Source organism: Pseudomonas sp. WS 5021 (genome assembly GCF_012985535.1).
GTDB lineage: Bacteria > Pseudomonadota > Gammaproteobacteria > Pseudomonadales > Pseudomonadaceae > Aquipseudomonas.
In genome coordinates this window covers 179,614-204,602 of sequence record NZ_JAAQWP010000002.1, presented here as the reverse complement: position 1 = coordinate 204,602, position 24,989 = coordinate 179,614, and the positions used below count along the sequence as shown (strand labels likewise).

Below are 24,989 nucleotides of genomic sequence, written 5' to 3'. Positions count from 1 at the left end.
GCGCCTATTTCGGGCCTGGCTACCACATGAATTATGCCCCTGACTCGGTGCTGCGCACCGTTTTCATTGCGTTGTCTGCCCTTGCCTGCCCGGCAGCTGTTTATGCACAAACCGCGTCGGACTCTGCCGAAAATGCAACCAGCATCGCCCTCCCCTCCGTGGTGGTGACGGCCGACAAGATTGAGCGGCCGCTGGAAATGGTACCCGCCAGTGTCGCGGTGATTGATGGCCAGGATCTTGAGCAATCGGGCATCACGACTATGGAGCAACTGGAGGGTCGCATTGGCGGGTTGTCCTTCCAGCCCTTTGGCCAGGCCGGTATGAAAGCACCGGTGATGCGCGGCGTGACGGCCGGTATCCACTCCTATTCTTCCTCGGTACTGCTCCTGGTCGATGACGTTCCCACATTGATGGCACAGGGCTTCGAGAACAGCCTCCTAGATGTGGATCGTGTCGAAGTACTGCGTGGACCGCAGTCCACCTTGTACGGGCGCAATGCAGAGACCGGCGTGGTCGCCATCCACAGCCAGCAGATGGAAGATACCCCACGGGCCACGGTAACGACCGAGCTGGGCAGCCGGGACAAGCGGGACGTGCGCTTCGCCTTGAGTGGCCCGCTGGTTGCCAACACCTTGTATGGCAGCGTTTCCGGCTCGATCGCACGGCAGTCCGGGTTCATTCATAACACCTATACGGGCGGGGATGAGGACCATACCCACCACAAATACCTGAACCTGGGACTGCGCTGGACCCCAACCGACGCCGATGAAGTGGTCACCCGTTACACCCGTCAGGATTACAACGATGGTGCGGCGCTCTGGGGCAATGCCGGCCAGCCCAGCGACCGCGTTGCATCCACCACGCCCAGCTGGAACCGCTCCCTGGGCCAGACCTTCTCGATCAATGCCTCGCACCTGTTCGATACGGGCCTGCGCCTGCGCTCCATCACTGCCTACAACGACTACCAGGACAAGGTCCTGCAAGACTCCGACTTCATGCCGGTAGAACGCCTGTACATCGGGCGCGACAACCATATGCGCACCCTGTCGCAGGAGTTCCGGGTGGAGGGGCAACTGGGGCGGGCCGACTGGTTAGTAGGCCTATACGGTGATCACGGTAACAACGACTTGCGCAACTTTGCCCTGCGCAGCCCCGTCTTCTCTGATTATGGCGGCCGCTTGAAGACAGATTCGGTGGCCCTGTTCACCCACTGGAATGTGCCGCTCAACGATGACTGGAGCGTTTCGGCGGGCGCGCGCATCGAGCGCATGTCGGCAGGCATCACCCCCACCGGTGGTGGACACAGCAGCCAGGACTGGACCTATGTCTCGCCGAAGCTGAGCCTGCAGTACCAGATCAATGCCTCCAACCAGTGGTACATCAGTGCCAGCCGAGGGGTACGCGCCGGCGGCTATAACATCTTTGTTTCCAGGCTCAACTACCCCTCTTATTCGCCAGAAGATATCTGGTCCTACGAGACCGGCCTCAAAGGCTGGGCGCTGGACAAACAGCTGCGTTACTCCCTCGCGGCCTACGTGATGAAAATCGACAACATGCAAGTGCAAATGCAGCCGGCGGTGGGCGTGATCTACACCGCCAGCGCCGCCAAGGCGACGTCCAAGGGCGTAGAGCTGGACCTGGACTATCTGCTCGGTGCCGGCTGGCAAGTGACCACAGGCCTGGCCTTCAACCACACCACTTACGACAGTTTTCAGGACGGTGCGACCAACTACGCGGGCAACTACAACACCTTTGCCCCCCGACTCAATGGCCATGTAGACCTGCGCTACACCGCGCCACAGAGATGGTATGCCCAAGGCAGCGTGGTGGGCACCAGCAAGATCTACCTGGATGCCGGCAACCGTTACGAACGCAATGGCTACGGCCTGCTGAATCTGGTGGTGGGCTATCCCTTCGGCCAGTGGGAAGTGGCGGCTTATGCCAACAACACGCTCAATAAGAAGTACGACGCCGAAGGTTACAACGCCGGCTACTACACCATCTACAGCCCGCCACGTGAAGTCGGCGCGCGACTGACCTGGCGCATGTGAGGCGTGGTGATGAACACAACTTTCTGGTGGCCACGACAGCTGCTGATCGGCTGGATCAACCTCGCCCTGACGGCACCGTTGATTTATCTGTTCATCGGCCTGCCGTTGGTGATGCGCGAACACGGCTGGAGCGCTACACAAATTGGCCTGATGCAGATGACGGGGTTGCCGGCGCTGGGCAAGTTCCTGCTGGCGACACCCATCGACCGCTGGCAGGTAGGCCGGAACAATTATCGCAATTGGGGAATGCTGCTGGGCGTGGGTTACATCGCCACCCTGCTGTTGCTGGGCCTCCATGATTTGGCTGAGACACCATTTGCCCTGTTGTTCGTGCTAGCCATGGCGGTCAGCCTCTTCGGTACCTGGGTCGATTTGCCCATCAACGCGCTGGCCATCCGGATGCTGCCGCAAACCCAGCGCATGCAGGCCGGTGCGATTCGTTCAACAGCCACCTCGCTGGCGGCAATCGTCGGCGGTGGCCTGATGCTGATCCTGCACAGCCGTACAGGTTGGGCCGCGCCCTTGTACGTTTTGTCTCTCGGGGTGCTTTCGGCAGTGCTGCTGCTCCCGCTGCTGCGAACACCGACCACACTTGCCTGCCCTGTTCCCGAAGAGCGCGACGCCTTTATATCCAGGCCCAGTATGGGGCAATGGCTGGCGTGGTTTACACAACCCGGGCACCGCACCTGGACCGTATTGCTGATCTTGTATTTCCCGTTGATCGGCACCGTCTGGGTGTTCCTCAAGCCGTTGATGCTCGACCAGGGTTTCAGCCCTGAACGCATTGCACAGATTGTCGGCGTGGGTGGCGGGGTGGTCGCCGCTTTCTCCAGCCTGGCCGGGAGCTATGTATCGCGAAAGTGGGGAGTGCGCGTTGCGTTGCCCTTGTTTGCGGCCGGCAACCTGCTGACGCTGGGCACGCTGGCCGCCAGCACGCTGCTTTGCTGGGGGCCTGACGCAATGGCCGTCGCGGCTTTGCTGGTGGCCCTGATGATGGGCGCCAGCGGCGGCCTGGTGTTCGGTTTGATGATGTACCACGTACGGCCCGGGCTGTCGGCGCTGGACTACGGCATCCAGTCGAGTCTGTTCGTAGCAGGTCGCACGCTGCTGCCGATTCTCGCCGGCGTGTTGCTGGACCACACCGGTTACAGCGGCCTGTTCGGCTGCCTGCTGGCCGCCCTTGGCCTGATGCTGGCCTACCTGCTCGGCTGGAGCCTGCGCGCCCCGCGCAAACCCGCCAGCCAAACACCCTCACCCACACAGTCGGTTGAATAATTTCAAGGAGATGACCCGATGCAAGAGCTGAAAGCGCCGAGCACCCTCGCTCAACTGATACCCCTTGAGCGCGTCCGTGAAGTTGCCGCCCGCCACGCGTTGAACGCCGACCAGCAAGGTGTGCTGGCCGCCGAAGTGGTGGAGGCGCTGACCTGCGCCGGTTTTTCCCGCTACTTCGTGCCAAGGGAACAGGGCGGGCACCCCGGCACCTTCGTCGAACTGTCACAGCGCATCGTGGCTGTGGCCAAGGCATGCCCTTCTGCTGCCTGGTGCGCCATCATCCAGGCGGTCGTGGGGCGCATGGCAGCCTACCTTCCAGTGGCTGCACAACAGCAAATCTGGGGAGACAGCCAGGACGTACGCATTTGTGCCTCGTTCCGCTCCACCGGCAAGGTCGAGGCCGTCGCCCAGGGCTGGCGCTTGACGGGGACATGGCACTACCTCTCGGGCGTTGATTTCGCTGATTGGGCTTTGCTGTGCATTGAGGTCGATGACGGGGAGCAACGCTTCGCCGCCATTCCCGCCGGTACCTGGCAAGTCCTCGACAATTGGCAAACCCTGGGCATGCGGGGCACAGGCAGTCACTCGATCATCCTGGACGCAGTGGTTGTACCGACGCATATGACCTTTGCCAGAACCGACTTGATGAAAGGTGGTTCCCGCCACGCCCAGGGCCCGCAGTACCAGGCCTCACCGATTGCCGCCGATGCCCAGCTGTTTTTGGCCTGTGGCCTGGGGGCCGGCTGGCAGTGCCTTGAGCAATGGCGTGACAGCCTCCCCAGCGAGGCAGTGGGTGAAGTGGCCATGGCCTATGCCAGCGCGGAAGCTGCACTGGAGACCTGCGGCCTGTTGCTGCACAACAGTTGCCAGGCGATTGACCAGGGTGAGTTATCACCACTGCAAATCGGACGTTGCGCCCGTGATGCGAGCTTCGCTGCACAACTGCTTCTGGACGCCGTCAACCGCATCTTCCGCCTGAGCGGCGCCCAAGCCCACTTCAGCAGCAATCTGGTGCAGAAAAGCTGGCGTGACGTGCAAACGCTGACGTCGCACATCGCGTTAAGGCCTGACTTCAATTTCATCGGCTATACCCGGCATGCCCTGGCGAACAGGCCGTAGCGCAATGCCCGCCAGGACAGCGGTAGACAGGGAGGCTTAAATCATGCAGGACACCTCACCAATGACAGGCTTCGCAAACCACCTGCAGTTGCGTCGGATCAATCGCGCAACCGTCGAGCGCTACATGCACATGAAGGGCGCCGAACGGCTGCAACGCCACACCTTGTTCAGCGAGGACGGCTGCGGCGGAAACTGGACCACGGCTACCGGAGAGCCCCTGGTTTTCCAGGGCCACGAGAGCCTGGCACGCCTTGCCGTATGGCTCGAGCAATGTTTTCCCGACTGGGAATGGCACAACGTACGGATCTTCGAAACCGACGACCCCAACCACCTCTGGGTGGAGTGCGACGGGCGCGGCAAGGTGCTGATCCCGGGCTATCCGCAAGGCTACTGCGAGAACCACTACCTGCACTCATTCGAACTCGATAACGGCAGGATCAAGCGCAACCGCGAGTTCATGAACCCTGTGCCCAAGCTGCACGCACTAGGCATAGCCATGCCGCAAATAAAGCGCGACGGCATTCCCGTCTAAATACCATCAAAGGAGTATTGATGATGCCAGACACAACTAACCAAGCCGACTTCAGTGGCGCCTCCGATCTTCGCGAGAAGAATCGCGTCACCGTTGCAACCTACATGAATACCAAGGGCCAGGATCGCCTGCGTCGACATGAGTTGTTCGTCGAAGATGGCAGTGGCGGTCTATGGACGACGGATACCGGCGCACCGATCGTGATCAGCGGTAAACAGAAACTCGCGGAACATGCGGTCTGGTCGCTCAAGTGTTTTCCGGACTGGGAATGGTACGACATCAAGATCTTCGGTACCGACGACCCCAATCACTTCTGGGTCGAGTGCAAAGGCCACGGCAAGATCCTCTTCCCCGGTTACCCGGACGGCTATTACGAAAACCACTTCCTGCATTCCTTCGAGCTGGATGACGGCAAGATCAAGCGTAATCGCGAGTTCATGAACGTCTTCCAGCAACTGCGCGCACTAAGTATTACGGTGCCGCAAATCAAACGCGAAGGTATTCCCACCTGATAGCCAGCCAAGCAGGGTCAATAATGGACGATTTATTGCAACGCGTGCAGCGCTGCGAGGTGCTGCAGCAACCCGACTGGGACGATCTGTCGTGCCTGCGCAAGGTTCAGGAGTGCCTGCGGGCCAGCCCGGCGTTGATCCGGGTTGGCGATACCCTGGCACTGCGTGCACAGCTTGCCCGTGTCGCCACGGGCGAGGCGCTGGTGATGCAGTGCGGCGACTGCGCCGAAGACATCGACGACCACCAAGTACACAGCGTGACACGCAAGACCGCACTGCTTGAGACGCTCGCCGGGGCGCTGCAAAAGGCCGGGGGCCGCCCGGTAATCCGGGTCGGGCGGATTGCCGGGCAATATGCCAAGCCTCGATCCAAGCCCCATGAACAGGTCGGCGAACAGCTGCTGCCGGTGTATCGCGGCGATATGGTCAACGGTCATGCGGCGAATGCCAGACAGCGTCAGGCCAACCCACAGCGGATCCTCAAGGGCTATGCATCGGCGCGCAACATCATGCGTCACCTGGGCTGGGACGCCCCGCGCGATCTTGATAAAGGCGCCCCGCCGGTGTGGACCAGTCACGAGATGCTGTTGCTCGACTACGAGCTGTCGATGTTGCGCAAGGATCACCAGCACCGGGCCTACCTGGGGTCGACCCATTGGCCTTGGATTGGCGAGCGCACCCGACAGTTGAACGGCGCGCATGTGGCGCTGCTCAGCCAGGTGCTCAACCCGGTGGCCTGCAAAGTCGGCCCGCAGATGGGTCGCGAGCAGTTGCTGGGGCTTTGCGAACGGCTCGACCCGCAACGCGAGCCAGGACGGTTGACGTTGATTGCGCGAATGGGCGCACAGGCCGTCGGCGAACGCCTACCGTCGCTGGTAGAAACGGTACGTGCAGCCGGCCATCCGGTGATCTGGTTGAGCGATCCGATGCATGGCAACACTATCGTCGCCCCTTGCGGCAACAAGACCCGCATGGTGCAAACCATTAGCGAGGAAATCTGCACCTTCAAGCATGCCGTGACTTCAGCCGGTGGCGTGGCCGCCGGCCTTCACCTGGAAACCACCCCCGACAACGTCAGCGAATGCGCGACAGACGCGGCAGGTTTGCTCCAGGTCAGCCGCCACTACACCAGTCTCTGCGACCCACGCCTCAATCCCCAGCAGGCACTCGCTGCAGTGATGGCCTGGAACGGCTGGCAAGCAGCCCCCACTGCAAACTTCCCACTGGAGACTGTCGCATGACCGGCATCCCAAACATCGTCCCGTATGCCCTGCCCACCTCCCGCGACCTGCCTGTCAACCTCGCACAATGGCGTATCGACCCCGAGCGCGCCGTACTGTTGGTGCATGACATGCAACGCTACTTCCTACGGCCCTTGCCCGACGCCCTGCGTGAAGAAGTGGTGGGCAACGCCGCGCGCATTTGCCAGTGGGCGGCTGACAACGGCGTGCCGGTGGCCTACACCGCCCAGCCTGGCAGCATGAGCGAAGCGCAACGCGGGCTGCTCAAGGACTTCTGGGGGCCCGGCATGCAGGCCAGCGCCACTGACCGCGAGGTGGTCGACGCCCTGGCGCCCAAGCCTGGCGACTGGCTGCTGACTAAGTGGCGCTACAGTGCGTTCTTCAACTCCGACCTGCTGGAGCGGATGCACGCCAATGAGCGCGATCAGTTGATCCTGTGCGGGGTGTATGCCCATGTCGGGGTGCTGATCTCGACCGTAGATGCCTACTCCAACGATATCCAGCCGTTCCTCGTGGCCGACGCTATTGCCGACTTCAGCAAGGAACACCACTGGATGGCCATCGAATACGCCGCCAGCCGCTGTGCCATGGTCGTCACCACTGACGAGGTGGTGTCATGAGCCAAGCCGCCGCCCGCCTTATGGAGCGCATCCTGCAACCGGCGCCCGAGCCGTTTGCCCTGCTGTACCGGCCGGAGTCCGGCGGCCAGGGACTGCTGGACGTGTTGATAGGCGAGATGTCGCAGCCCACGGTCCTGGCCGATATCGACTTGCCCGCCACCTCGATCGGCGCGCCTCGCCTGGATGTATTGACGCTGATTCCCTACCGCCAGATTGCCGAGCGTGGCTTTGACGCCGTGGACGATCAGTCGCCATTGCTGGCGATGAAAATCACCGAACAGCAGCCCATCGGCATCGAACAGCTACTGGGGTTGCTGCCCGACGTGCCCATCCAGTTGAACAACGAGCGCTTCGACCTCAGCGACGCAAGCTACGCCGAGATCGTCAGCCAGGTGATCACCAACGAAATCGGCTGCGGTGAAGGCGCAAACTTCGTGATCAAGCGCACCTTCCTCGCCGAGATCAGCGAATACGGACCAGCCAGTGCCCTGTCGTTCTTTCGTCATCTGCTAGAGCGGGAGAAAGGTGTCTATTGGACATTTATCATCCACACCGGCAACCGCACCTTCGTCGGTGCATCCCCCGAGCGCCATATCAGCGTCAAGGAGGGGCTTGCGGTGATGAACCCCATCAGCGGTACTTATCGCTATCCGCCCGCCGGTCCCAACCTGGCAGAGGTCATGGAATTTTTGGCCGACCGCAAGGAAGCCGACGAGCTGTGCATGGTGGTCGACGAAGAACTGAAAATGATGGCGCGCATTTGTGACGACGGCGGCCGCGTGCTCGGTCCTTACCTCAAGGAAATGGCCCACCTGGCCCACACCGAATACTTCATCGAAGGCAAGACCCGGCGCGATGTACGCGAAATCCTGCGCGAAACCCTGTTCGCCCCTACCGTCACCGGCAGTCCACTGGAAAGCGCCTGCCGGGTCATTCAACGCTATGAGCCACAAGGCCGGAGGTACTACAGCGGCATGGCTGCGCTGATCGGCAGCGACGGCAAGGGGGGGCGTACTCTGGATTCGGCGATCCTGATTCGCACCGCCGACATCGATGGCAACGGCCAGGTGCAGATCAGCGTGGGCTCGACCATCGTGCGCCACTCTGATCCAGTGACCGAAGCTGCCGAAAGCCGGGCCAAGGCCGCCGGGCTGATTAGCGCATTGAAAAACCAGGCGCCCTCGCGCTTCGGTAGCCACCTGCAGGTGCGGGCGGCTTTGGCCAGCCGCAATGCCTACGTTTCCAACTTCTGGCTGATGGACAGCCAGCAACGGCAACAGACCCATGCCGATTTTAACGGGCGCCAGGTGTTGATCGTCGACGCGGAAGACACCTTCACCTCGATGATCGCCAAGCAACTTCGTGCCCTGGGTCTGGTGGTAACGGTGTGCAGCTTGCGCGACGAATACAGCTTTGATGGTTATGACCTGGTGATCATGGGCCCAGGCCCCGGTAACCCGAGCGATACCCAACTGCCAAAAATCGACCATCTGCACGTGGCCATCCGCTCCTTGCTGCGCCAGCAGCGACCGTTCCTCGCGGTGTGCCTGAGTCATCAGGTGCTGAGTCTGTGCCTGGGCCTGGAGCTGCAACGCAGAGCCATTCCCAACCAGGGCGTGCAAAAACAGATCGACCTGTTTGGCCACGCCGAACGGGTCGGTTTCTATAACACCTTCGCCGCCCAGAGCAGCAGTGACCGCCTAGACATCAACGGCATCGGAACCGTCGAAATCAGCCGCGACAGCGAGACCGGGGAAGTACATGCCCTGCGTGGGCCATCGTTTGCATCCATGCAGTTTCATGCCGAGTCGCTGCTGACCCAGGAAGGCCCACGCATCATCGCCGACCTGCTACGCCATGCCCTCCTCCACACACCTGTCGACAGCAGCGCTTCGGCCGCCGGGAGATAACCATGCACCAATACGTCATCATCGACGCCTTTGCCAGCGTCCCTCTGGAAGGCAATCCGGTCGCGGTGTTCTTTGACGCCGATGACTTGTCGTCCACGCAAATGCAACGTATCGCCCGCGAGATGAACCTGTCGGAAACCACCTTCGTGCTCAAGCCGCGCAACGGTGGCGATGCGTTGATCCGGATTTTTACCCCGGTCAACGAACTGCCGTTTGCCGGCCATCCATTACTGGGTACCGCTATTGCGTTGGGTGCGCAGACCGACAATCACCGGCTGTACCTGGAAACCCGGATGGGCACCATCACTTTTGAACTGGAGCGCCACAACACCAGCGTCATCGCCGCCAGCATGGACCAGCCCATACCGACCTGGACCACCTTGGGACGCGATGCGCAATTGCTCAGCGCCTTGGGGATCAGCGGCTCGACCTTTCCTATCGAGATCTATCACAACGGCCCGCGCCATGTGTTTGTCGGCTTGCCGGATATTGCCGCGCTGTCAGCGCTGCACCCCGACCATCGTGCCCTTGCCAGCTTCCATGACATGGCCATCAACTGCTTTGCCGGCGCAGGGCGGCAGTGGCGCAGCCGGATGTTCTCACCGGCCTATGGCGTGGTCGAGGATGCCGCCACCGGCTCTGCGGCCGGGCCCTTGGCAATTCACCTGGCACGCCACGGCCAGATCGAGTTCGGCCAGCAGATCGAGATTCTGCAGGGCGTGGAAATCGGCCGGCCGTCGCTGATGTTCGCCAGGGCTGAGGGCCGGGCCGATCAACTGACGCGGGTTGAAGTATCGGGCAATGGCGTCACGTTCGGCCGGGGGACCATCGTGCTATGAACCCTTCACTACAAGGCAAGCCCCTGCTGGGCAAAGGTATGTCGGAGTCTCTCACCGGCACGCTGGATGCGCCGTTTCCCGAGTACCAGACGCTGCCCGCCGATCCCATGGTCGTGCTGGCCAACTGGTTGGAGCGTGCACGCCGCGTGGGCATCCGCGAACCTCGGGCGCTGGCGCTGGCCACCGCCGACAGCCAGGGCCGGCCATCGACACGCATCATCGTGATCAGCGAAATCAGTACGCGTGGCCTGGTGTTCGCCACCCATGCCGGCAGCCAGAAAGGGCGCGAACTACTGGAGAATCCCTGGGCCTCGGGGGTGCTGTATTGGCGTGAAACCAGTCAGCAGATCATTTTCAATGGTATCGCCGAGCAGCTTTCGTCGGAGCGCGCCGACGCACAGTGGCAGAGTCGGCCCTATGCAACCCACCCCATGTCGGTGGCCTCGCGCCAGAGTGAAGAACTCATCGATATTGAGTCGTTGCGCGCGCAAGCCCAGCGTCTGGCACTAGTCGGCGGCCCGCTGCCACGCCCACCCGGATATTGCCTGTTCGAGTTGTGCCTTGAGTCAATTGAGTTCTGGGCCAACGGCAGCGGGCGGATGCATGAGCGGCTGCGCTATGACCGCTGCGCCGAAGGCTGGAAACATCGCCGGCTACAGCCGTAGGACAGTGCAATAAACACGCTTTGAAAAACCGGGTTGCTGCAACTTCGAACACATTGCACGAACTTCAATATTCATGACACCCGGTCAACAAGACAAGAGTCCGGGTGGGAAACAACGCGTACTCGAAATGCCAAACAGAGAATCCGGATCGCCAAAGTCTGTAACGACATTAATTCCCATCTGAATCTTATAGTGGCGCTAGAACGTTGTCCTTGATCCAGCGCTAGACAGCGGGCCAGAGCCTACGCAAACAACGTTGAACATTACTGAGGTTGCTACCATGCCAGATCTGCAAAACAAGCGTAAATATCTGAAAAGTGCAGAATCCTTCAAAGCTTCACTGCGTGATGACCGCACTGTTATTTATCAAGGCCAAGTTGTTGAAGATGTGACTACACACTTCTCTACGGCTGGCGGCATATCGCAAGTTGCAGAAATCTACGAGGAACAGTTCAGCGGTAAACACGACGACATTCTGACGTACGTACGCCCCGACGGTTACCTGGCCTCTTCTGCCTATATGCCCCCCAGAAACAAAGCAGACTTGGCGTCGCGACGCCGCGCAATCATGTACGTTGCGCAAAAAACCTGGGGCACCCACTGCCGTAGCCTGGACATGATCGCCAGCTTCGCCGTCGGCATGATGGGACACCTGCCGACATTCAGGAAAAAATGCCCCGAGTACGCAGAAAACATCACCGATTACCATGACTACGCCGAGCGCAACAGCCTGTATTTGTCCGAGGCCATTGTTGACCCTCAAGGCTATCGGGCACGGACCCACGGCACCGACCTCAACCTGACGCCGCCCGATCGTGCGGTGATGCGGATCAACAAGCAAAACGCCGAGGGCATCTGGATCAGCGGCGTCAAAGGCGTGGGCACGGTAGCACCGCAATCCAATGAAATATTTGTCGGCAGTTTGCACCCCGCGGCGCCCGACGAGTCATTCTGGGCCTACGTCCCTGCCGATGCGCCGGGGGTGAAGATTTTCTGCCGGGAGATTGTCTCCCAGCCCCACGCCAGCGCCTACGACCACCCGCTCACGTCCAAAGGCGAAGAAGCCGAGGCGATGGTGGTATTCGATAACGTGTTCATTCCACGCTGGCGAATCATGGCGGCAAACGTCCCAGAACTGGCCAACGCCGGTTTCTTCAACCTGTGGACCTCATACAGCCATTGGTACACGCTGGTGCGTCTGGAAACCAAGGCGGACCTGTACGCCGGACTGGCCAAGGTGATCATGGAAGTCCTGGGCCTTGAGGGTATTGCGGTGGTTCGCCAGCGGGTCAGCGAAATAGTGCAGTTTTCAGAAATACTCAAAGGCATGTGCATCGCGTCCATCGAAACGGCCGAGATGTCCGACGGCGACATACTGCTGCCTGGCCCCAACGCACTGGCCGCCGGACGGGTATTTGCCATGGAAAAACTGCCCCGGGTGCTGCATCTGCTCAGAGAGCTGTGCGGACAAGGCCTGATCCTCAGGTTCAACGAGAAAGACTTGGCCGCCGACGCCGCCTTTGGCCAGAAGTTCTCCTGGTTTCTTGACACGCAAAGCGTGGGCGCCAGAGAGAAGAACCTGCTGATGAATCTGGTGTGGGACGTGGCCGCCAGTGAGCACTCCACACGGGCGTTGGTGTTTGAAGAGCAGCACGCACTCAGCGAGCCCCTGCTGCGCGATCGCCTGGTGCTGGACTACGACTACCACCAAAGCACCAGCCTGATACGCCGCATGGTGGGGCTCAACGCCAAATAGACCTAACTGCCGCGCAGGCGCCGCGCAATGAGCCCGGCGCTCGATCAGCGTTGCCCGCCTTGCGGCCTCTGGCATCTCGTAGTTTCCAACCTTCAACGGCTACACCGCCCCAGGAACCTCCAAATGAATACAGCAGGAGCCCGTTCATGACGGAACAAACACTCAAAGCGCGCGAGGTCAAACTACTCGGTTACAACTCACGCGCACTCAAGGCCGAACATTTTGCGGTGGTCGAAACCGCGCTTGCAGCACCCGGCCCCGGGCAAGTACTGGTGCGCAACCGCTGGTTTCGTGTCTCTATCTCTACCCGCTTGATGGCCGAAGCGGGTGCCGAGGAGGTAAAGGGCATTCCCTTTCCACCACTCAAGCCTGGCGACACGCTCGCCGATGGCGCCATTGGCGAGGTGGTACAGGTCGGCGCCGGCGTTGATCTGAGCATCGGCAGCCTGGTCATGCATCCTTTGGGGTGGCGCGATTATGCAATGGTGCCGGTCGCACAATGCACGTACATCGACAGCCCGGTCGTTGACCCCGCCGCGTGGCTCGGGCATGGCTGGACCGCCTTTGCCGCGCTGGTCAAGGGCGTGCAAGTGCGTCCGGGCGATACGGTCTTTGTCACCAGCGGTGCAGGCGCGATTGGCTCAATGGCCGGGCAAATCGCCCGACTGCTGGGTGCTACGCGAGTCATCGGCACGACCAGCAACCAGGAGAAAGCCCGCTGGATGCAGGCGCAGTTGGGTTATGACGCGGTGGTCACACGCGAAGGCGAGCCAATCCGCGAGCAACTGGCCCGCGTTGCTCCAGAGGGTATTGACGTTATCGTCGACATGGTCGGCGGCGAACAACTGGCGGCCGCGCTGGAGATCGCCCGGCACGGTGCACGTTGTGTATTGCTCGGTGCAGTGTCAGCGGAACTGAACCCCCACAGCGCAACCCTGAAGGCACCGGTGGAGCTCGACACCTTCCAGCTGATTCTCAAGGGCGTGACGATACGCGGTTTCAGTGCCGACGAAGAGGCACCAGAAATGTTTGACGCCTGGATCCGGCAACTGGCGCTGTGGCAGCGCGGCAGCGGTATTCGGATTGCCCACACATTGGTCAAAGGCCTGGACCAGGCACCGCTGGCGTTGCAAGAAGCCTGCGCGGGCCACCTCAAGAGCCTGGTCCTGGTGGAGTTGGAACAGTGATGGACACCTCAACCGTTTCACCTCAAGTCAATACCACCGCGGCGCAATCATGGCTGCTGTGGGTGGGTTTTATCCTGGTGTCGCTGAACCTGCGGCTGATCTTCACAACAGTTGGCCCATTGTTGGAGAACCTGCAACTTGGCTTTACCTCCACCTTGCTGGTGACGACCTTACCTCTGGCACTGCTGGGTCTGTTCTCCATGGCCGGCGTAAGGTTGCGACACTGGCTGGGAGAGGAGCGTGCGCTGTTTTTCGCGCTGATCCTGCTAAGCATCGGTTGCAGCGTTCGCGGGCTGGGTGAGTCCGGGCTGATCGTGGGCACCGTAGTGGGCAGTGTGGGTATTGCCGTGATGAACGTGATCATGCCCGTGCTCGCACGAAAACGCTTCGGTCCGCAACGCATGGGTATGGTGATGGGGATCTATGCATTGATGCTTGGAGCCGGTGCGGTACTGGGTGCCAGCGTTTCGCTGCCGCTGTTCCAATGGCTGGGGGCTGATCGCGCCTCGGCGTTCCACGCCCTCGGGCTCTGGGCCGTCCCGGCCTTGCTGGCCTTGTTACTGTGGTTGCCACAGTTGCGGCACGCCGCGCACCATGGGTTGGGCAGCGGTCATAGCGGGCCGAGCGTTAACGTTTATCGCAACCCCACGGCCTGGGCAATCACGCTGTTTTTCGGACTGCAAGTGCTGAACCTGTTCGTGTTTCTGCCGTGGATGCCCACCCTACTCAGGGACCGTGGCACCGATGTGGCTACTGCGGCGCTGATTTTCTCGGTCTCGCAACTGAGCCTGATGGTCGCCAGTTTTTTCACGCCTTTGCTGGCTGCACGCACCCAGGACCACCGCCCGCACATCACTTCAGTCATCCTGTTGTGCCTGGCCGGAACACTGGGGTTAATGTATGCGCCTTTGCCCAGCGCCATCGTGTGGGCCGGTGTGCTCGGCTTCGGGCAAGGTGCCGGGCTTTCTCTGGGGACGTTCCTGTTCGTTGCCAAGGCCGCCAGCATCGACACCGCCACGCGTATTTCGGCCATGGCGCAAACGGTGGGTTATCTGATTGCCGTCGCGGGGCCCCTGGTAGTCGGGGCACTCTATCAACACAGTGGAGACTGGAACCTGCCGGTGTTGTTGCTGGTGGGGATTTTGCTGATTGAATTGATCGTGGCGCTGCCGGCGGGGCGTAACGTCAAGGTGTGAGCCTTCGGAGCGGGATTTTGCGCAGATCTCGCTCCAACCGGGGGCGCTGCTTGAAGTATTGCCCCTGCGAAGTTGGGCTAACGCTTGGGCAGGGTAATGCGGTTCGGGTGGCCTCGGCCACAGCCAAGAGCCATTGCGCGCTGAAAGGAAAGGAGCTCGCCTTGCAGGTGAACACTTGGGTCGGCACTTTATGATCGACCACTTTCCCCCGCCAATGCGGTCTGCTCACAGGCACCCACCTGCGGTACCAGTTGGATATCCACACGCCGATTAACGGTACGTCCGGCCTCGGTCGCATTGCTGGCGATAGGCTGTTTGGCCGCCAAGCCCTGCACCGCGAAACAACTGTCGGCGATGTCGCCCATCTGCTGCATCCAGTCGCGCACGGCTGAGGCGCGGGCGTGGGACAGGGCCAGGTTTTGTTCCACAGGTCCGGTCGCATCGGTATGCCCTGCGATCACGATCAGCCAGCCCGGTTGGGCTTTGATACCGACCAGGGCATTGATCAGTACTTTGGTCGAGCCTGGCTTCAGGATTGCGCTGCCGGCATCGAACAGCGACAGGCTGTCCAATCGCACGGGTTCGGGCATGAGGGGTGGACGGTCTTGATTTGTCAGCCATGTCTGCCAACCAAGTCCCGCGAGCAAGGCGATAATCAGCATCCCGGCAAACAGCCACAAGGCCAGACGTCGCCTGCGTGGTTCCACGTCAGGGGGAGGCATGATCACCACAGGTTTCACCAATGTCGGTGTCATCACTCTAACGGGATCCAGCACTATTTCGCCCGATGCATAGCGCTGTTCAAGGCGCTGGATAAGGCTGCCCACCTGGTAGCGCAGAGCCTGCAATGTCTGCAGAGGATTCGCCGCCTGAGAAAGTAAACGCGCATGCAAACGTGCCAGCTCGGTGTCCAGTTGAACCAACGCGGACACACTGTGGGCGGTCATCGCCATGCTGCGCATCAGCGGTTGCAACTGATCGAACAACCACCCCAGCAGGTCCGGACGCACCGACGCCATCGGCGGCCACAGGCGTGCCCACTCGCGACTCAGGGCTTCCAGCAACACCACGCCCTGGGTGATGTCCTCCAGCCCATGACGTTGACCGCGTGCCAAGGTGTAAAAACACGCTGTTTGTAGGTCGGCACCATTTTGTTGGAACAACGCCAGGCAGCTTTGCTCCACCTTGGCCCAGTCCACATCCGGGCAAGCAGGATGGCTGAGCTTGGCCAATTCCTCACGCAATACCGTAAATTCACTGAAGCCGCGCGGATCACCGCCGACTCGAATACGCATCTCAAACAACGCCGTCATTGGGCTTCCCTTCCGTTCTAGGTTCAAGGCTTGGTCAGGTAGTGCTGTCGTTTCAAGTGACGCACCAGCACTTTGCCCCCGGGCGCCAGGGTGGTGCCGAAGCTCATGTGCTGCCCATCTTTGAGTTGCGCGTCCAGGGCATACTCCAGATGCCCCGGCAGCGTCTGGGGCTGCAGTTCGATGGCGACCGCTGCCAGACGCGGTTCGTACTTGAGCAGGGTGGCGGTCATGGTGCCGATCAAGCCATGGGCCGTGGCGGGCAATCCCTGCAGGATCAGGCCCATGTCCGGCAGCCCGTAATCGGGCAGATGGCTGAGCGCACCGGCGCGGCTGTTGAGGATGCGCTGCAGGTTGTCCAGCACCGAGAGGGCGTGCTGGTCTTCCTCACTGACCTGATGCAGATCCAACTCACCGTCGAAATTTTGCAGCAGCATTTCGTACAGCGAGGGGTTGTACTCGGTCATGGTTCAGTCCTTTGCCAAGGGCCGCAGGGTCAAGCGATTATCCCCCAGCTCGATGACCCGAGCCCGATCCGGGTCCAGGTCATCACGGGTCAACGTCAGGCGCCAGGTGTTCAACTGGGTATCAGGACTGCGAAACAACGCCACCACCGTGACGAACTGCGCGTCCTTGTCCATCGGCACATTCAACTGCGCGCCTTCCTCGGGCTTCACCACCACCGAGCGTTTGTCCAACAACGCGCTCGCCAGCAGTTGATTGTCATCGCCCAGCAGCCCGTCGTAGGTGGCCTGCTCTACCGCCTTGCTGTCGCGCAATTGATACACCCGCACCAGGGTCGGCACCGACAAGGCGCTCATGTCCGTGGCAGAGGTGTTCAACGCCGCGCGTGCACTGAAATCCAGATGCAGGGTTTTCACCTGCTTGTAGAAGATCGCCTTGGTAGTGGATGCCGTGCCATCCGCAACGGTCTGGGCCAGACCACACCCGCCGAGAGCCGCGAATATCACCAGACTAAAAACGGTACGCAACATGCTGTGTTTCCCTATTGTGGGGATTAATCGAAAGGCCTTGGTAGCGGCCCAGGTTGATCGTGAGAGTGTCGTGTTCGGCCACCTGCCAAGCATCGCTTCCCAAGCCCAGCACCCCGGTCATGCCCAACCGAATAGGGGCTTGCCCCAGCACCGGTGCGGGCAGGCTGTGCACTGGCAATGACAACTGCAGTTTCGCCGTGCAGCGCCACCCGAGGTACACGCGCAGCAGCACCAGCAGATCGCTGTACAACTCACCACCGGGCAACCAGCCGATGGCTTCCTGCGTGTCTTCTGTGTAGAGCGTCAGCCGCAGTTGGCTGTTGGCATCAAGGCCAACGCTGCCCAACGGCGTCCCCTGGGACAAGCTCACTGGACGTTGGCGGGAAAGGCTGGCCGGATGTTCCAACGCAATTTTTTGTGGCCAATGCGGGGTCACCTGCGCCTGGGTGTTGGGCGCCAGTAACTTGACCAGCGCGGTGATGCCCTCGGCATTACGTGTGGGCAGGCGCATCACACTGAGCAGGGCCAGAAAACGCGAGACCGGCGTGGCGATCTGCTGGGCGGTGCCAGGAATCCCTAAGCCGATCAGGCCCAACAGGCATTGCGAGGTGGCATCGGTGCCGCCTGCTTCGAAAGTCGCCGGGTAGGAATACTTGCGCCAGATCCGGTAGAACTGGGTGAAGATCCGGTGGTTGAAAATATCCAGGAAGGCTTCCAACGCTTCATGCCCTTCCCGGCGCTGCGCGATGTCATCCAAAAACACCGTCGGCATCGGCGAGTCGACGCCGTACAACCCGAGCAGACGAGTGCGTACTGTCGCCGGCCGTTCCGGATGAGCGACATCGGTTTCAATCGACTTCAACTCGCTGGCTGGAAAGCCCATCCCCGGATCAGGCCGAAAGCGCACCGCATCATCAGCCGGGTGCGCGGTACTGCCCAAAGGCGGATGACCGGGCAGAGCCTGCTCCAGCAACTGGCAAAAGCGGTACAGGTTAGCCTCGGCTACTTGGTCCTGCAGGGCGTCGAGCAGGCCGCCGGCTTTCAGCCGGGAATACGCTGACTGTGGTTCTCGTTCCATCGCAGGCACTTTCCAGTAGGTTGCAGGATCAGCGTGAGCTGGGTGTACAGATGAATGTCGGCATACAAGGAGAAGAAGCGATTGAGCATCTCGCCGAACAGGCTGATGTCGCCCTCCCCCGAAAAGCCATTGGCATCCAGGGTGATTTCGATATCCACCCCACGCAGCAGAAAGCCCTTCTCGAAACGCTGCACCAAATGATGTTTGACCTCGACGATCGCCGCCAAACGACGGCGATTCAGTTCACTGCCGGTCCAGTCGTACAGCGCCAAGGTGCCGCGCAGCACCTCGGCGTTGTCGAGCATCGGTAAGAAGTTCGAGCCCAGGTGACTGAGCACCCGCCAGTGAAAGCGGTCGCGGTTCGGCGGGTAACACGGCAAGGTCGGCGCACACAGATTGCGCACGCGCAAACCGGCCTGGGTGGACTGCACCACCGTATCGAGCAAGGTGCTTTGCAGTGCCTTGCGCGGCAACTGGCCGTGGGTGCCGGTCAAGCGCAATGACAGGCTTTCACGCTCGCGCAGGCGGTCCTTGTCAAAACCCTCGCCGCCGAGGATCAACCAGGTGTCATGCAAACCATTCGCTGCGCGCTTCAGGCGTGTATGGAAGTAGCGTTCTGGGGCATCAAAGCGCAGCATGCCGCCCTTGTGACGAAAGCTGGTGAACGGCACGTAGTCCTGGCGCTCGGCGTTCCTCGACGCAGTGACCCGGTCCACCGAATAGATCTCTGTATGGCCGTCCTGCAATCGCATCGGGCGTAGCAAGTAGTCGGTTTGCAAGGGCGCCAGGGTCAGCGGGTCGGCCTCCAGCGCAAACAGATTGATCACCGGTACCGCGTGCAGGCGGATGTGCTCGCTGCTCAAGTCGAAGTTGGCTGGCCAGGGTTCACGCAACACCACTTCAAGTTCGAACCAGGCCGTGCCAGGCGCAATCTTCAACTGCTCCAGGCCGCACAAGGTCACGAACATGAATTTTTCACGGAAACTGAAATATTCCAACAGCAACTGGTAACCGCTGAAGGCGCTGTCGCCCTTTGGCCACAGCCGGTCTTCATCGGCAAAGCCCTTGGGCGCAAAATGCGCGGTCAGTGGCTGGCGCTCGGTCTGGCCGGGCCAGCGCACATACATCGCTTGTGCATTCAGGGTCAGCGCCTGATGCAACGCGCTGGCCAGCGGCGTATCGGCATTCAGGTATAGCGGCAAACGGCTGAGGTCGATCAGGCTCCAGTCAGTCAACGCCCCACAGGCAAAGCGCAGCCGCAACACCGAGCGACCATCCATTTCATGACCGCGCGCCACCGATTCCAGCGCCAGCGGTCGCAGGGTCAAGTCCTGGGTGGTGGTGTAACGGCAACGGGTGCGTTGCGGGCCGATCGGCTGCGACAGCACCTCAAACCCCTGAGTGATCAACTCGCTACGTTTCATCTGCGTCAGTTCAGGCACCAGTTCAACCACCGACAGCGATGGAATGGTGCGCAGGTAATGCGGCCACAGCAGGCTGACCAGGCCTTCGGTCAGTTCCGGCAGGTCGTCGTCGAGTTTTTCGCGCAAGCGGCCCATCAAGAATGCGAAGCCCTCGAACAGGCGCTCCACATAGGGATCCTGCGCTCCCGGTTTGTCCAGATTGAGCTGCGCCGCCCGATCCGGGAACGCGTCCGCGAACTCCTTGCCGGCCTCGCGCAGGTAGCGCATTTCGGCATCGAAGTAGCGCAGTGTCAGATTGTCCATGTTCACAGAAAGAATCCTGATGTAGGAGGGTTAGCCGCAAAGCACTGCGGCGCGTACCGGATCGATGGCTACCAACGCCGCCAGCAAAGCTTCCATGCGCCGCGCCAGGGTGGGTTTGTCGGCGTCATTGCGCTGGGCTTTCACCCGCAGCAGTTTGAGCAGCCGCGCTTTGACCTCGAAATTCAGCTCGGGCTCCCACTCGGCCAAGGCGTGACGTTGCGCCGTGGCGTCCAGTTCGGCCAACAGATGGATGGCCAGGTCGCTCTTGCTGTACTGCTCGGCCACCCGCGCCATCAACAGGCGCAGCAACCAGCGTTGGCGCCCGGTGTGGATACCGGGGCGTGCGGCCAGCCAGGCCAGTGCCTGATCCACGCCGTCGCTGTCAGCCTGGGCCACGGCCTCGCCTTCCAGGGACAGGATGTCGGTATCGCCAGTGGCCGGTGCCGCCGAGGGTACGGGCAACCATTGCTGGGGCTGGTTGCCGCTGACGTGCTGGGCGATCCACTCGCGGGTGGTTTCGTCGGCAAACGGGCTGCCGTCGCTCCAGCACAGCACCTCCAGACCCGGCAGGCGTTCAAGGAACATGCCCAGGTCACGCTTGGCGATATCGGCCCAGCGATCCTGCGGCGTGGGTTGTTTGCTCAGGGCCTGATACAAGAACCACTGCAGGTCCAGCCAGAAATGGTTCACGCCCTCCGCATAGATCCGCTCGACCTGCTCGATCAACTCCGACCAGTTCTGTTGCAGGTACAAACGTTTGAGCTGTGCCCGGTATTCACCGCGCGGCGGCGCCAAACGCGTGTTGCCGTTAGCCTCCTGCGGGGGTGTCTGATGCACGGTGTCCCAACGCAAGCTCTTCATCAACCGATGAGCCGCCAGCCAACCCAGAGGTTGCTCACGCAGGTAGCCCGCCAATGCCCGACCGCTGTCCAATAGATCACGCCCGGACTTGATCTGCGGCGCTGGCGCATGCGCAGTTGACTCATGGCTGGCGGTGTTCTGCGGCACCAACGCGTCCATGCCGCCGGACTGCGCCAGCCTCGCGGACAAGGCGGCATACAATGGCGCCAAATCAGGGCGTTGCTCCTGCGGCCACACATTCAGTCCGCGCTCCAGCCAGGCCAGTGCTGCGGCGGTGCGCTCGGCCTCGGCCTTGACCACTTCCGGGTACAGCGACAGCGTGTCGAGCACCTTGCCACCGGCCAACCATTCCAGGGCCATTTTGCGGCTGTTGGGGCGGATAGGCAGCACCGCATCGGCAAAGCGTTCCACCAACGCCGCCAGCAGGCTGAGACCATCGGCCAGGCCGACTTCGCCGTCCTTGTGCAAGCGTGCCCACAGGTAATAGGTGGCAACGCGCAGGTCCTTGCAGCTGTGGGTCAACAGCTTCTGCGCCAGTTGGGCGACTTGCTCGGCATCGGCGCCCGAGAGCTTGTTGACCTCTTCGCGCATGCGCTGGAAGTCATCGTCGTAGCCGGGGTCTTCGCCGACGGGGGAGTCGGTGCTGATGGGCTGCAACCAGGGTTGCCATTGGGCGGCCTGTTCGCGGGCGACGGACAACGCGTCGCGCTCGCCGAGGCAGCGGGCGATTAAGGTGCGTAGGCTCATGGGAAACTCCCGTTTTGCGCATAAGGCGTTTCGGCGGCGTTCTCGCTGAGAAATATCTGCCGGGGCAACTTGAAGCCCCTTAATTTGAGCAGGGCCAGCGGCCCGGCATCCAGCTCAGTGCGCAGGTGCCAGATCAGGTTCAAACCATCGGGCGCTTTGAGTACCATGCGGTAGCGACTGTCACCGTCGTCCAACGGCGTGACCTTGGCTTTTTCCAACAAGCGGATCAGGCCCCAGGTGCCGGGGTAATCGCCGAACAACCGCTCGCCGGCCAGCAGACTGGTCCAGCTCAGGCTGACGCCGGGATAGTCACTACGCCCCGGCCAGTTGAACCGCTGCCAACTCTCCTTCTGGTTGAAATACTGGTGCTTGTCGCCGTTTAGGATGAAGGTGGTTTGCACCACATCGCGCACGGGCTTGCCTTGCAGTTCAAAGCTCAGCCCCATGCCTCCGTCGGTGTAGAGCACATCGGCCAGGTCGCTGAGCTGGTTGATGGCGGTCAGAAACTGCGGGTTGAAGCGCAGCCCTTGGCTGTGGCGCGGATCGGCCACCCAACGGCTGCCCTCCTTGCGCAACACGCCGCTCAATTGCCGCTGCAAAAATTGCTCGATGCGGCCGGAGTCCGTGCGGATCATCTGCCCCAGCATCGGCAAGGACGCATCGCTGGCAGTGGCTGTAAATGGGTAGCGGCTGGCGAACGCATCTTCCCAATGGCTGACGATAGAGCGTTGCCACTGGCTGTTGATTCCTGCCGCCGCCGGCTGCAGGACACGTTGCCAGGCGTGTTCCAGCGGCTGCACGAACAGCGTTTGCGCCGCCCCGCCCCACTCCGCGCCCAGGCTGGCGGCCATCAGGCTGCCGTAGGATTGGGTGTCGGTCAGGTCGATACTCCTGCCTTGAAAGACGGTTTGCGCCAGTGCCTGGGTCATTTCCAGCGGATCGGGCGCCGTGCTGACTTGCTGCAGTTTCAGGCGTACCCGAGTTACGCGGGTGAGGAAGGATTGGAGACTGAGGCCATCAGCGCCGCTCTTGCCTTCGGGGCCTTTGCCCAGCAGCGCCAGCAACGGGCCGAAGGTTGCGTCCAAGGGGCTGTCGGGTAGGTGGGCCAGTTGGTCGAGCAGCGGGGCCTTGTCCTGCCCGATCAGCTTTTGCGCGGACTTCATGAGCGAGTCGGCCAGCGCCTGGGTTCGAGTGCCCGCCTGACCGTGATAGGCCACGGTATTCATCAGCGCAATCAGTGGGGATTGGCGCACGTCACTCATCAGCGTCAACTGGTCAATTACTTCGGCGAGGCTCCCGGCCTCCTGCCAGCGCAGGCTGTTGAGCAGATCCAGCCAGGCGCTGGCGTAGTCCTGGAAGTACCGTTCGGTAAGACGCTCGCGGAGCTGGTCCGGGCTCAAGCGGGTGTCGATGTCGGTAGGTTTGTCGCTGAGTACCCAGTCGATTTCCTCGCGGCGGGCATCGGCTATTTCGTCGATGGCTTGGCGCACCTGGCCTTCCCAGGCCTGGCGGGTGAATACGCCCGGCACGCTGGCATCGGTGGAGAACAGGGCCAGGGCATCGGTGTCACCCACCAGTTGGTGAAGACCCAGGTCCGGGTAGTGATTGGCGGTGTCATCGAGCAGTTGTTGGTACAGGCTGGCCTCGGCATTGCGTTGGCCCAACTGGCCGAGCAGTACCTGCCGGACTTGCGCGACCAACCTGGGGTCGGCCTGGATGCGCCAGCCGGGGTTCGCGGCCAGGTGTTCGCCATAGAACCGCCACAGGTTGGGCGCCAGGCTTTGCCAAAGCCCTGGTGATATGCCTGTGCGTGTAGGCTCAACGTCGCTCAGGGTTGTGACCAGGAGACTGGCATCGGCTTTTTCCGGGCGCGCCATCATCAAATAGGCTTTGAGCTGGGCGTAGGCATCGCGGGCACGTTCAGCACGTTCAGGGCTGTCCGGGGCCAGCCTGACCAGCGCGTTGAGCTGTTGGCGCAACGTAGCGGCGGCCGGGTCGCGGATCAGGCGGTTGTTGGCCTCCACATAACGTGGCCACAGCGTTTCAAGCAGTGCTTGATTTTGGTTCAAGCCAAAGCGTTGGTACCACGGAGCGCCGCCCTGGACGCGATCATCCAGGCGTGCCAGCTCGCGGACCAGTTCGTTGAGGGCCTGGAGTTGTTCGTCACCTGGCGAGGAGTGTTGCAGGGCAGTCAGTGAGCTGTGTATCTGGGCGATCTGCGCGCGGTTGCTGACGAAAGACAGCAGCAGACCCGCTCCCCACAGCACGGCCAATCCCAAGGCCAGCGCATAGGTGATCCGGTGTGCGCTCCAGCCCAATCGACGGCCACTGGCCGCTTTATCGTTGAGAACGCCTTGCCAGGCCGTATTCACCGGCCAAAAGTGTTCAAGCGTGCTCTCAACAGGCGGCACCGGCAGACTGAACCATAGGCCGCGTAACGGTACACCGCGGGAAAACGTGCCCAATAGCGGCGTCAGTACCTGGCGCCATCGGGCAATGCCCTCGGCCTGTAAATCGCGGGACAGCCGCAGGAGGAAGTCATGGGTCACGGCATCATGCATTTGCGCCAGGCCCGCGCGGCGCAAAGGGCCGAGCAAACCATCCAGACTGTTTTCTAGAATCAGGGGGGTGACACGTGACGGCAGCAGGCAGCCCACGGGTTGGCTATCGCGATCGGCCTGAGACCATGCACTGTCGCCCACCTGCCATAGGTGCAGCGGCAACTGCCAACGCAACGCACGGGCCAGGGTTTGCAGGCGACGGGCACCGGCGCTCATGGCGGCTGCATCGGTGCATTGGTCTTTGCTCAATGCCCATACCACCCCATTGAGCGCACGCCTGCGGCACAGGCCCCGCCACTGCAAAAGCAACGACTCTTGGGGGTCACCTTGGACGCTACCGGCCCACAGCAGCACGGTGTTTTGCCCTTCCAGCCAACGCTGCTCGCTCAACCCTGGGGCAATCGCCTCAATCTGCTCAGGCTCACCGACCACCAACAACAGTCGAACTCTGCGCCGCCAAAAGAAGCCATAGCGTTCTCGAAGATAAGCACCATTGGGAACGGCACTTTGCGCAACCTGAGCAACGTGAGGTTTAGGACGGGCCGCTTGCGGCTGGAGGTTCTTTGCGTCCTGCTTGCGATACGCCGAACGCCCCAGCTCACGGCCCAGCAAGTGGTAACCCAGCAGAAACAGCACCACGATCAACGTGGTTGCAGCGATCGCCAGCAGCCAAAAGGACTGGCGTTCGCTGCCAGGCTGAATACCCAACCAGTCCGGGTAGCGCCATACCATCACCCCCAGCAGCGTGCCAGCCAACAACAGCATGCCAGCCAGCACCCAGAAGCCTACAAAGCGTCGAAACTGCAT

Annotated in this window: 20 protein-coding genes; 13 read left to right on the top strand and 7 right to left on the bottom strand. The window is 61.4% G+C overall.

The features are described from left to right. Window positions 1–26 precede the first annotated feature (26 nt). The 13 genes from HBO19_RS07295 to HBO19_RS07235 all read left to right on the top strand — a co-directional run bounded on the left by HBO19_RS07295 (window position 27) and on the right by HBO19_RS07235 (window position 14,903). Window positions 27–2,051, top strand: coding sequence for a TonB-dependent receptor (locus tag HBO19_RS07295; RefSeq protein WP_170057172.1), 2,025 nt, complete (start codon window positions 27–29; stop codon window positions 2,049–2,051). A gap of 9 nt (window positions 2,052–2,060) precedes the next feature. Next, window positions 2,061–3,326 carry an MFS transporter gene (locus tag HBO19_RS07290; RefSeq protein WP_170057171.1) on the top strand — a complete coding sequence of 422 codons (1,266 nt, stop codon included), beginning with the start codon at window positions 2,061–2,063 and terminating at the stop codon, window positions 3,324–3,326. An 18-nt stretch (window positions 3,327–3,344) separates the two neighbouring features. Next, window positions 3,345–4,445: a hypothetical protein gene (locus HBO19_RS07285; protein WP_170057170.1), complete on the top strand. Its 1,101-nt coding sequence runs from the start codon at window positions 3,345–3,347 to the stop codon at window positions 4,443–4,445. A gap of 43 nt (window positions 4,446–4,488) precedes the next feature. Continuing rightward, window positions 4,489–4,977: a PhzA/PhzB family protein gene (locus HBO19_RS07280; protein ID WP_170041207.1), complete on the top strand. Its 489-nt coding sequence runs from the start codon at window positions 4,489–4,491 to the stop codon at window positions 4,975–4,977. Between the two features lie 23 nt (window positions 4,978–5,000). Next, the gene (locus tag HBO19_RS07275; RefSeq protein ID WP_169952922.1) at window positions 5,001–5,489 is read left to right on the top strand and encodes a PhzA/PhzB family protein; all 489 of its coding nucleotides are present in this window, start codon (window positions 5,001–5,003) and stop codon (window positions 5,487–5,489) included. 23 nt (window positions 5,490–5,512) lie between these two features. Further along, window positions 5,513–6,730 carry a 3-deoxy-7-phosphoheptulonate synthase gene (locus tag HBO19_RS07270; protein WP_170057169.1) on the top strand — a complete coding sequence of 406 codons (1,218 nt, stop codon included), beginning with the start codon at window positions 5,513–5,515 and terminating at the stop codon, window positions 6,728–6,730. Next, window positions 6,727–7,350 carry an isochorismatase family protein gene (locus HBO19_RS07265; RefSeq protein WP_170057168.1) on the top strand — a complete coding sequence of 208 codons (624 nt, stop codon included), beginning with the start codon at window positions 6,727–6,729 and terminating at the stop codon, window positions 7,348–7,350. Before HBO19_RS07270 ends, HBO19_RS07265 begins: the two co-directional genes overlap by 4 nt. After that, window positions 7,347–9,260, top strand: a complete 1,914-nt coding sequence (locus HBO19_RS07260; RefSeq protein ID WP_170057167.1) for an anthranilate synthase family protein — start codon at window positions 7,347–7,349, stop codon at window positions 9,258–9,260. The genes HBO19_RS07265 and HBO19_RS07260 overlap by 4 nt, the downstream gene beginning before the upstream one ends. A 2-nt stretch (window positions 9,261–9,262) precedes the next feature. Beyond that, complete coding sequence (locus tag HBO19_RS07255; protein WP_169952913.1) at window positions 9,263–10,099, top strand: PhzF family phenazine biosynthesis protein; 837 nt, start codon at window positions 9,263–9,265, stop codon at window positions 10,097–10,099. A 38-nt stretch (window positions 10,100–10,137) separates the two neighbouring features. Beyond that, entirely contained in the window at window positions 10,138–10,764 is a 627-nt protein-coding gene (gene phzG / locus HBO19_RS07250; protein WP_275941748.1) for a phenazine biosynthesis FMN-dependent oxidase PhzG, read from the top strand. Between the two features lie 256 nt (window positions 10,765–11,020). Continuing rightward, window positions 11,021–12,520, top strand: coding sequence for a 4-hydroxyphenylacetate 3-hydroxylase N-terminal domain-containing protein (locus HBO19_RS07245; protein ID WP_170057166.1), 1,500 nt, complete (start codon window positions 11,021–11,023; stop codon window positions 12,518–12,520). Window positions 12,521–12,666: 146 nt separating this feature from the next. Next, window positions 12,667–13,707 (top strand): NADP-dependent oxidoreductase, encoded by a 1,041-nt coding sequence (locus HBO19_RS07240; protein WP_169952907.1) that lies wholly within the window; start codon window positions 12,667–12,669, stop codon window positions 13,705–13,707. Beyond that, on the top strand, window positions 13,707–14,903 hold the full coding sequence (locus tag HBO19_RS07235; protein WP_169952905.1) for an MFS transporter: 1,197 nt from the start codon (window positions 13,707–13,709) through the stop codon (window positions 14,901–14,903). Before HBO19_RS07240 ends, HBO19_RS07235 begins: the two co-directional genes overlap by 1 nt. A 188-nt stretch (window positions 14,904–15,091) precedes the next feature. Here HBO19_RS07235 and HBO19_RS07230 read toward each other — a convergent pair whose 3' ends face one another. From HBO19_RS07230 to HBO19_RS07200, 7 genes are read right to left on the bottom strand one after another with little or no spacing between them, the layout of a single operon-like run. Next, a complete protein-coding gene (locus HBO19_RS07230) occupies window positions 15,092–16,216 on the bottom strand; it encodes a type VI secretion system ImpA family N-terminal domain-containing protein (protein ID WP_170057165.1) in 1,125 nt (374 codons plus the stop codon). A 23-nt stretch (window positions 16,217–16,239) separates the two neighbouring features. Next, entirely contained in the window at window positions 16,240–16,680 is a 441-nt protein-coding gene (tssE, locus tag HBO19_RS07225) for a type VI secretion system baseplate subunit TssE (RefSeq protein ID WP_170057164.1), read from the bottom strand. A gap of 3 nt (window positions 16,681–16,683) precedes the next feature. Next, window positions 16,684–17,208 (bottom strand): type VI secretion system lipoprotein TssJ, encoded by a 525-nt coding sequence (tssJ, locus tag HBO19_RS07220; RefSeq protein WP_169952899.1) that lies wholly within the window; start codon window positions 17,206–17,208, stop codon window positions 16,684–16,686. Then, window positions 17,189–18,286 carry a type VI secretion system baseplate subunit TssG gene (gene tssG, locus HBO19_RS07215; RefSeq protein WP_169952897.1) on the bottom strand — a complete coding sequence of 366 codons (1,098 nt, stop codon included), beginning with the start codon at window positions 18,284–18,286 and terminating at the stop codon, window positions 17,189–17,191. Before tssG ends, tssJ begins: the two co-directional genes overlap by 20 nt. Continuing rightward, window positions 18,250–20,019 (bottom strand): type VI secretion system baseplate subunit TssF, encoded by a 1,770-nt coding sequence (tssF, locus tag HBO19_RS07210; protein WP_170057163.1) that lies wholly within the window; start codon window positions 20,017–20,019, stop codon window positions 18,250–18,252. Before tssF ends, tssG begins: the two co-directional genes overlap by 37 nt. A 24-nt stretch (window positions 20,020–20,043) precedes the next feature. Further along, window positions 20,044–21,621, bottom strand: a complete 1,578-nt coding sequence (tssA, locus tag HBO19_RS07205) for a type VI secretion system protein TssA (protein WP_169952893.1) — start codon at window positions 21,619–21,621, stop codon at window positions 20,044–20,046. Then, on the bottom strand, window positions 21,618–24,989 hold the full coding sequence (locus HBO19_RS07200) for an ImcF-related family protein (RefSeq protein ID WP_170057162.1): 3,372 nt from the start codon (window positions 24,987–24,989) through the stop codon (window positions 21,618–21,620). The genes tssA and HBO19_RS07200 overlap by 4 nt, the downstream gene beginning before the upstream one ends.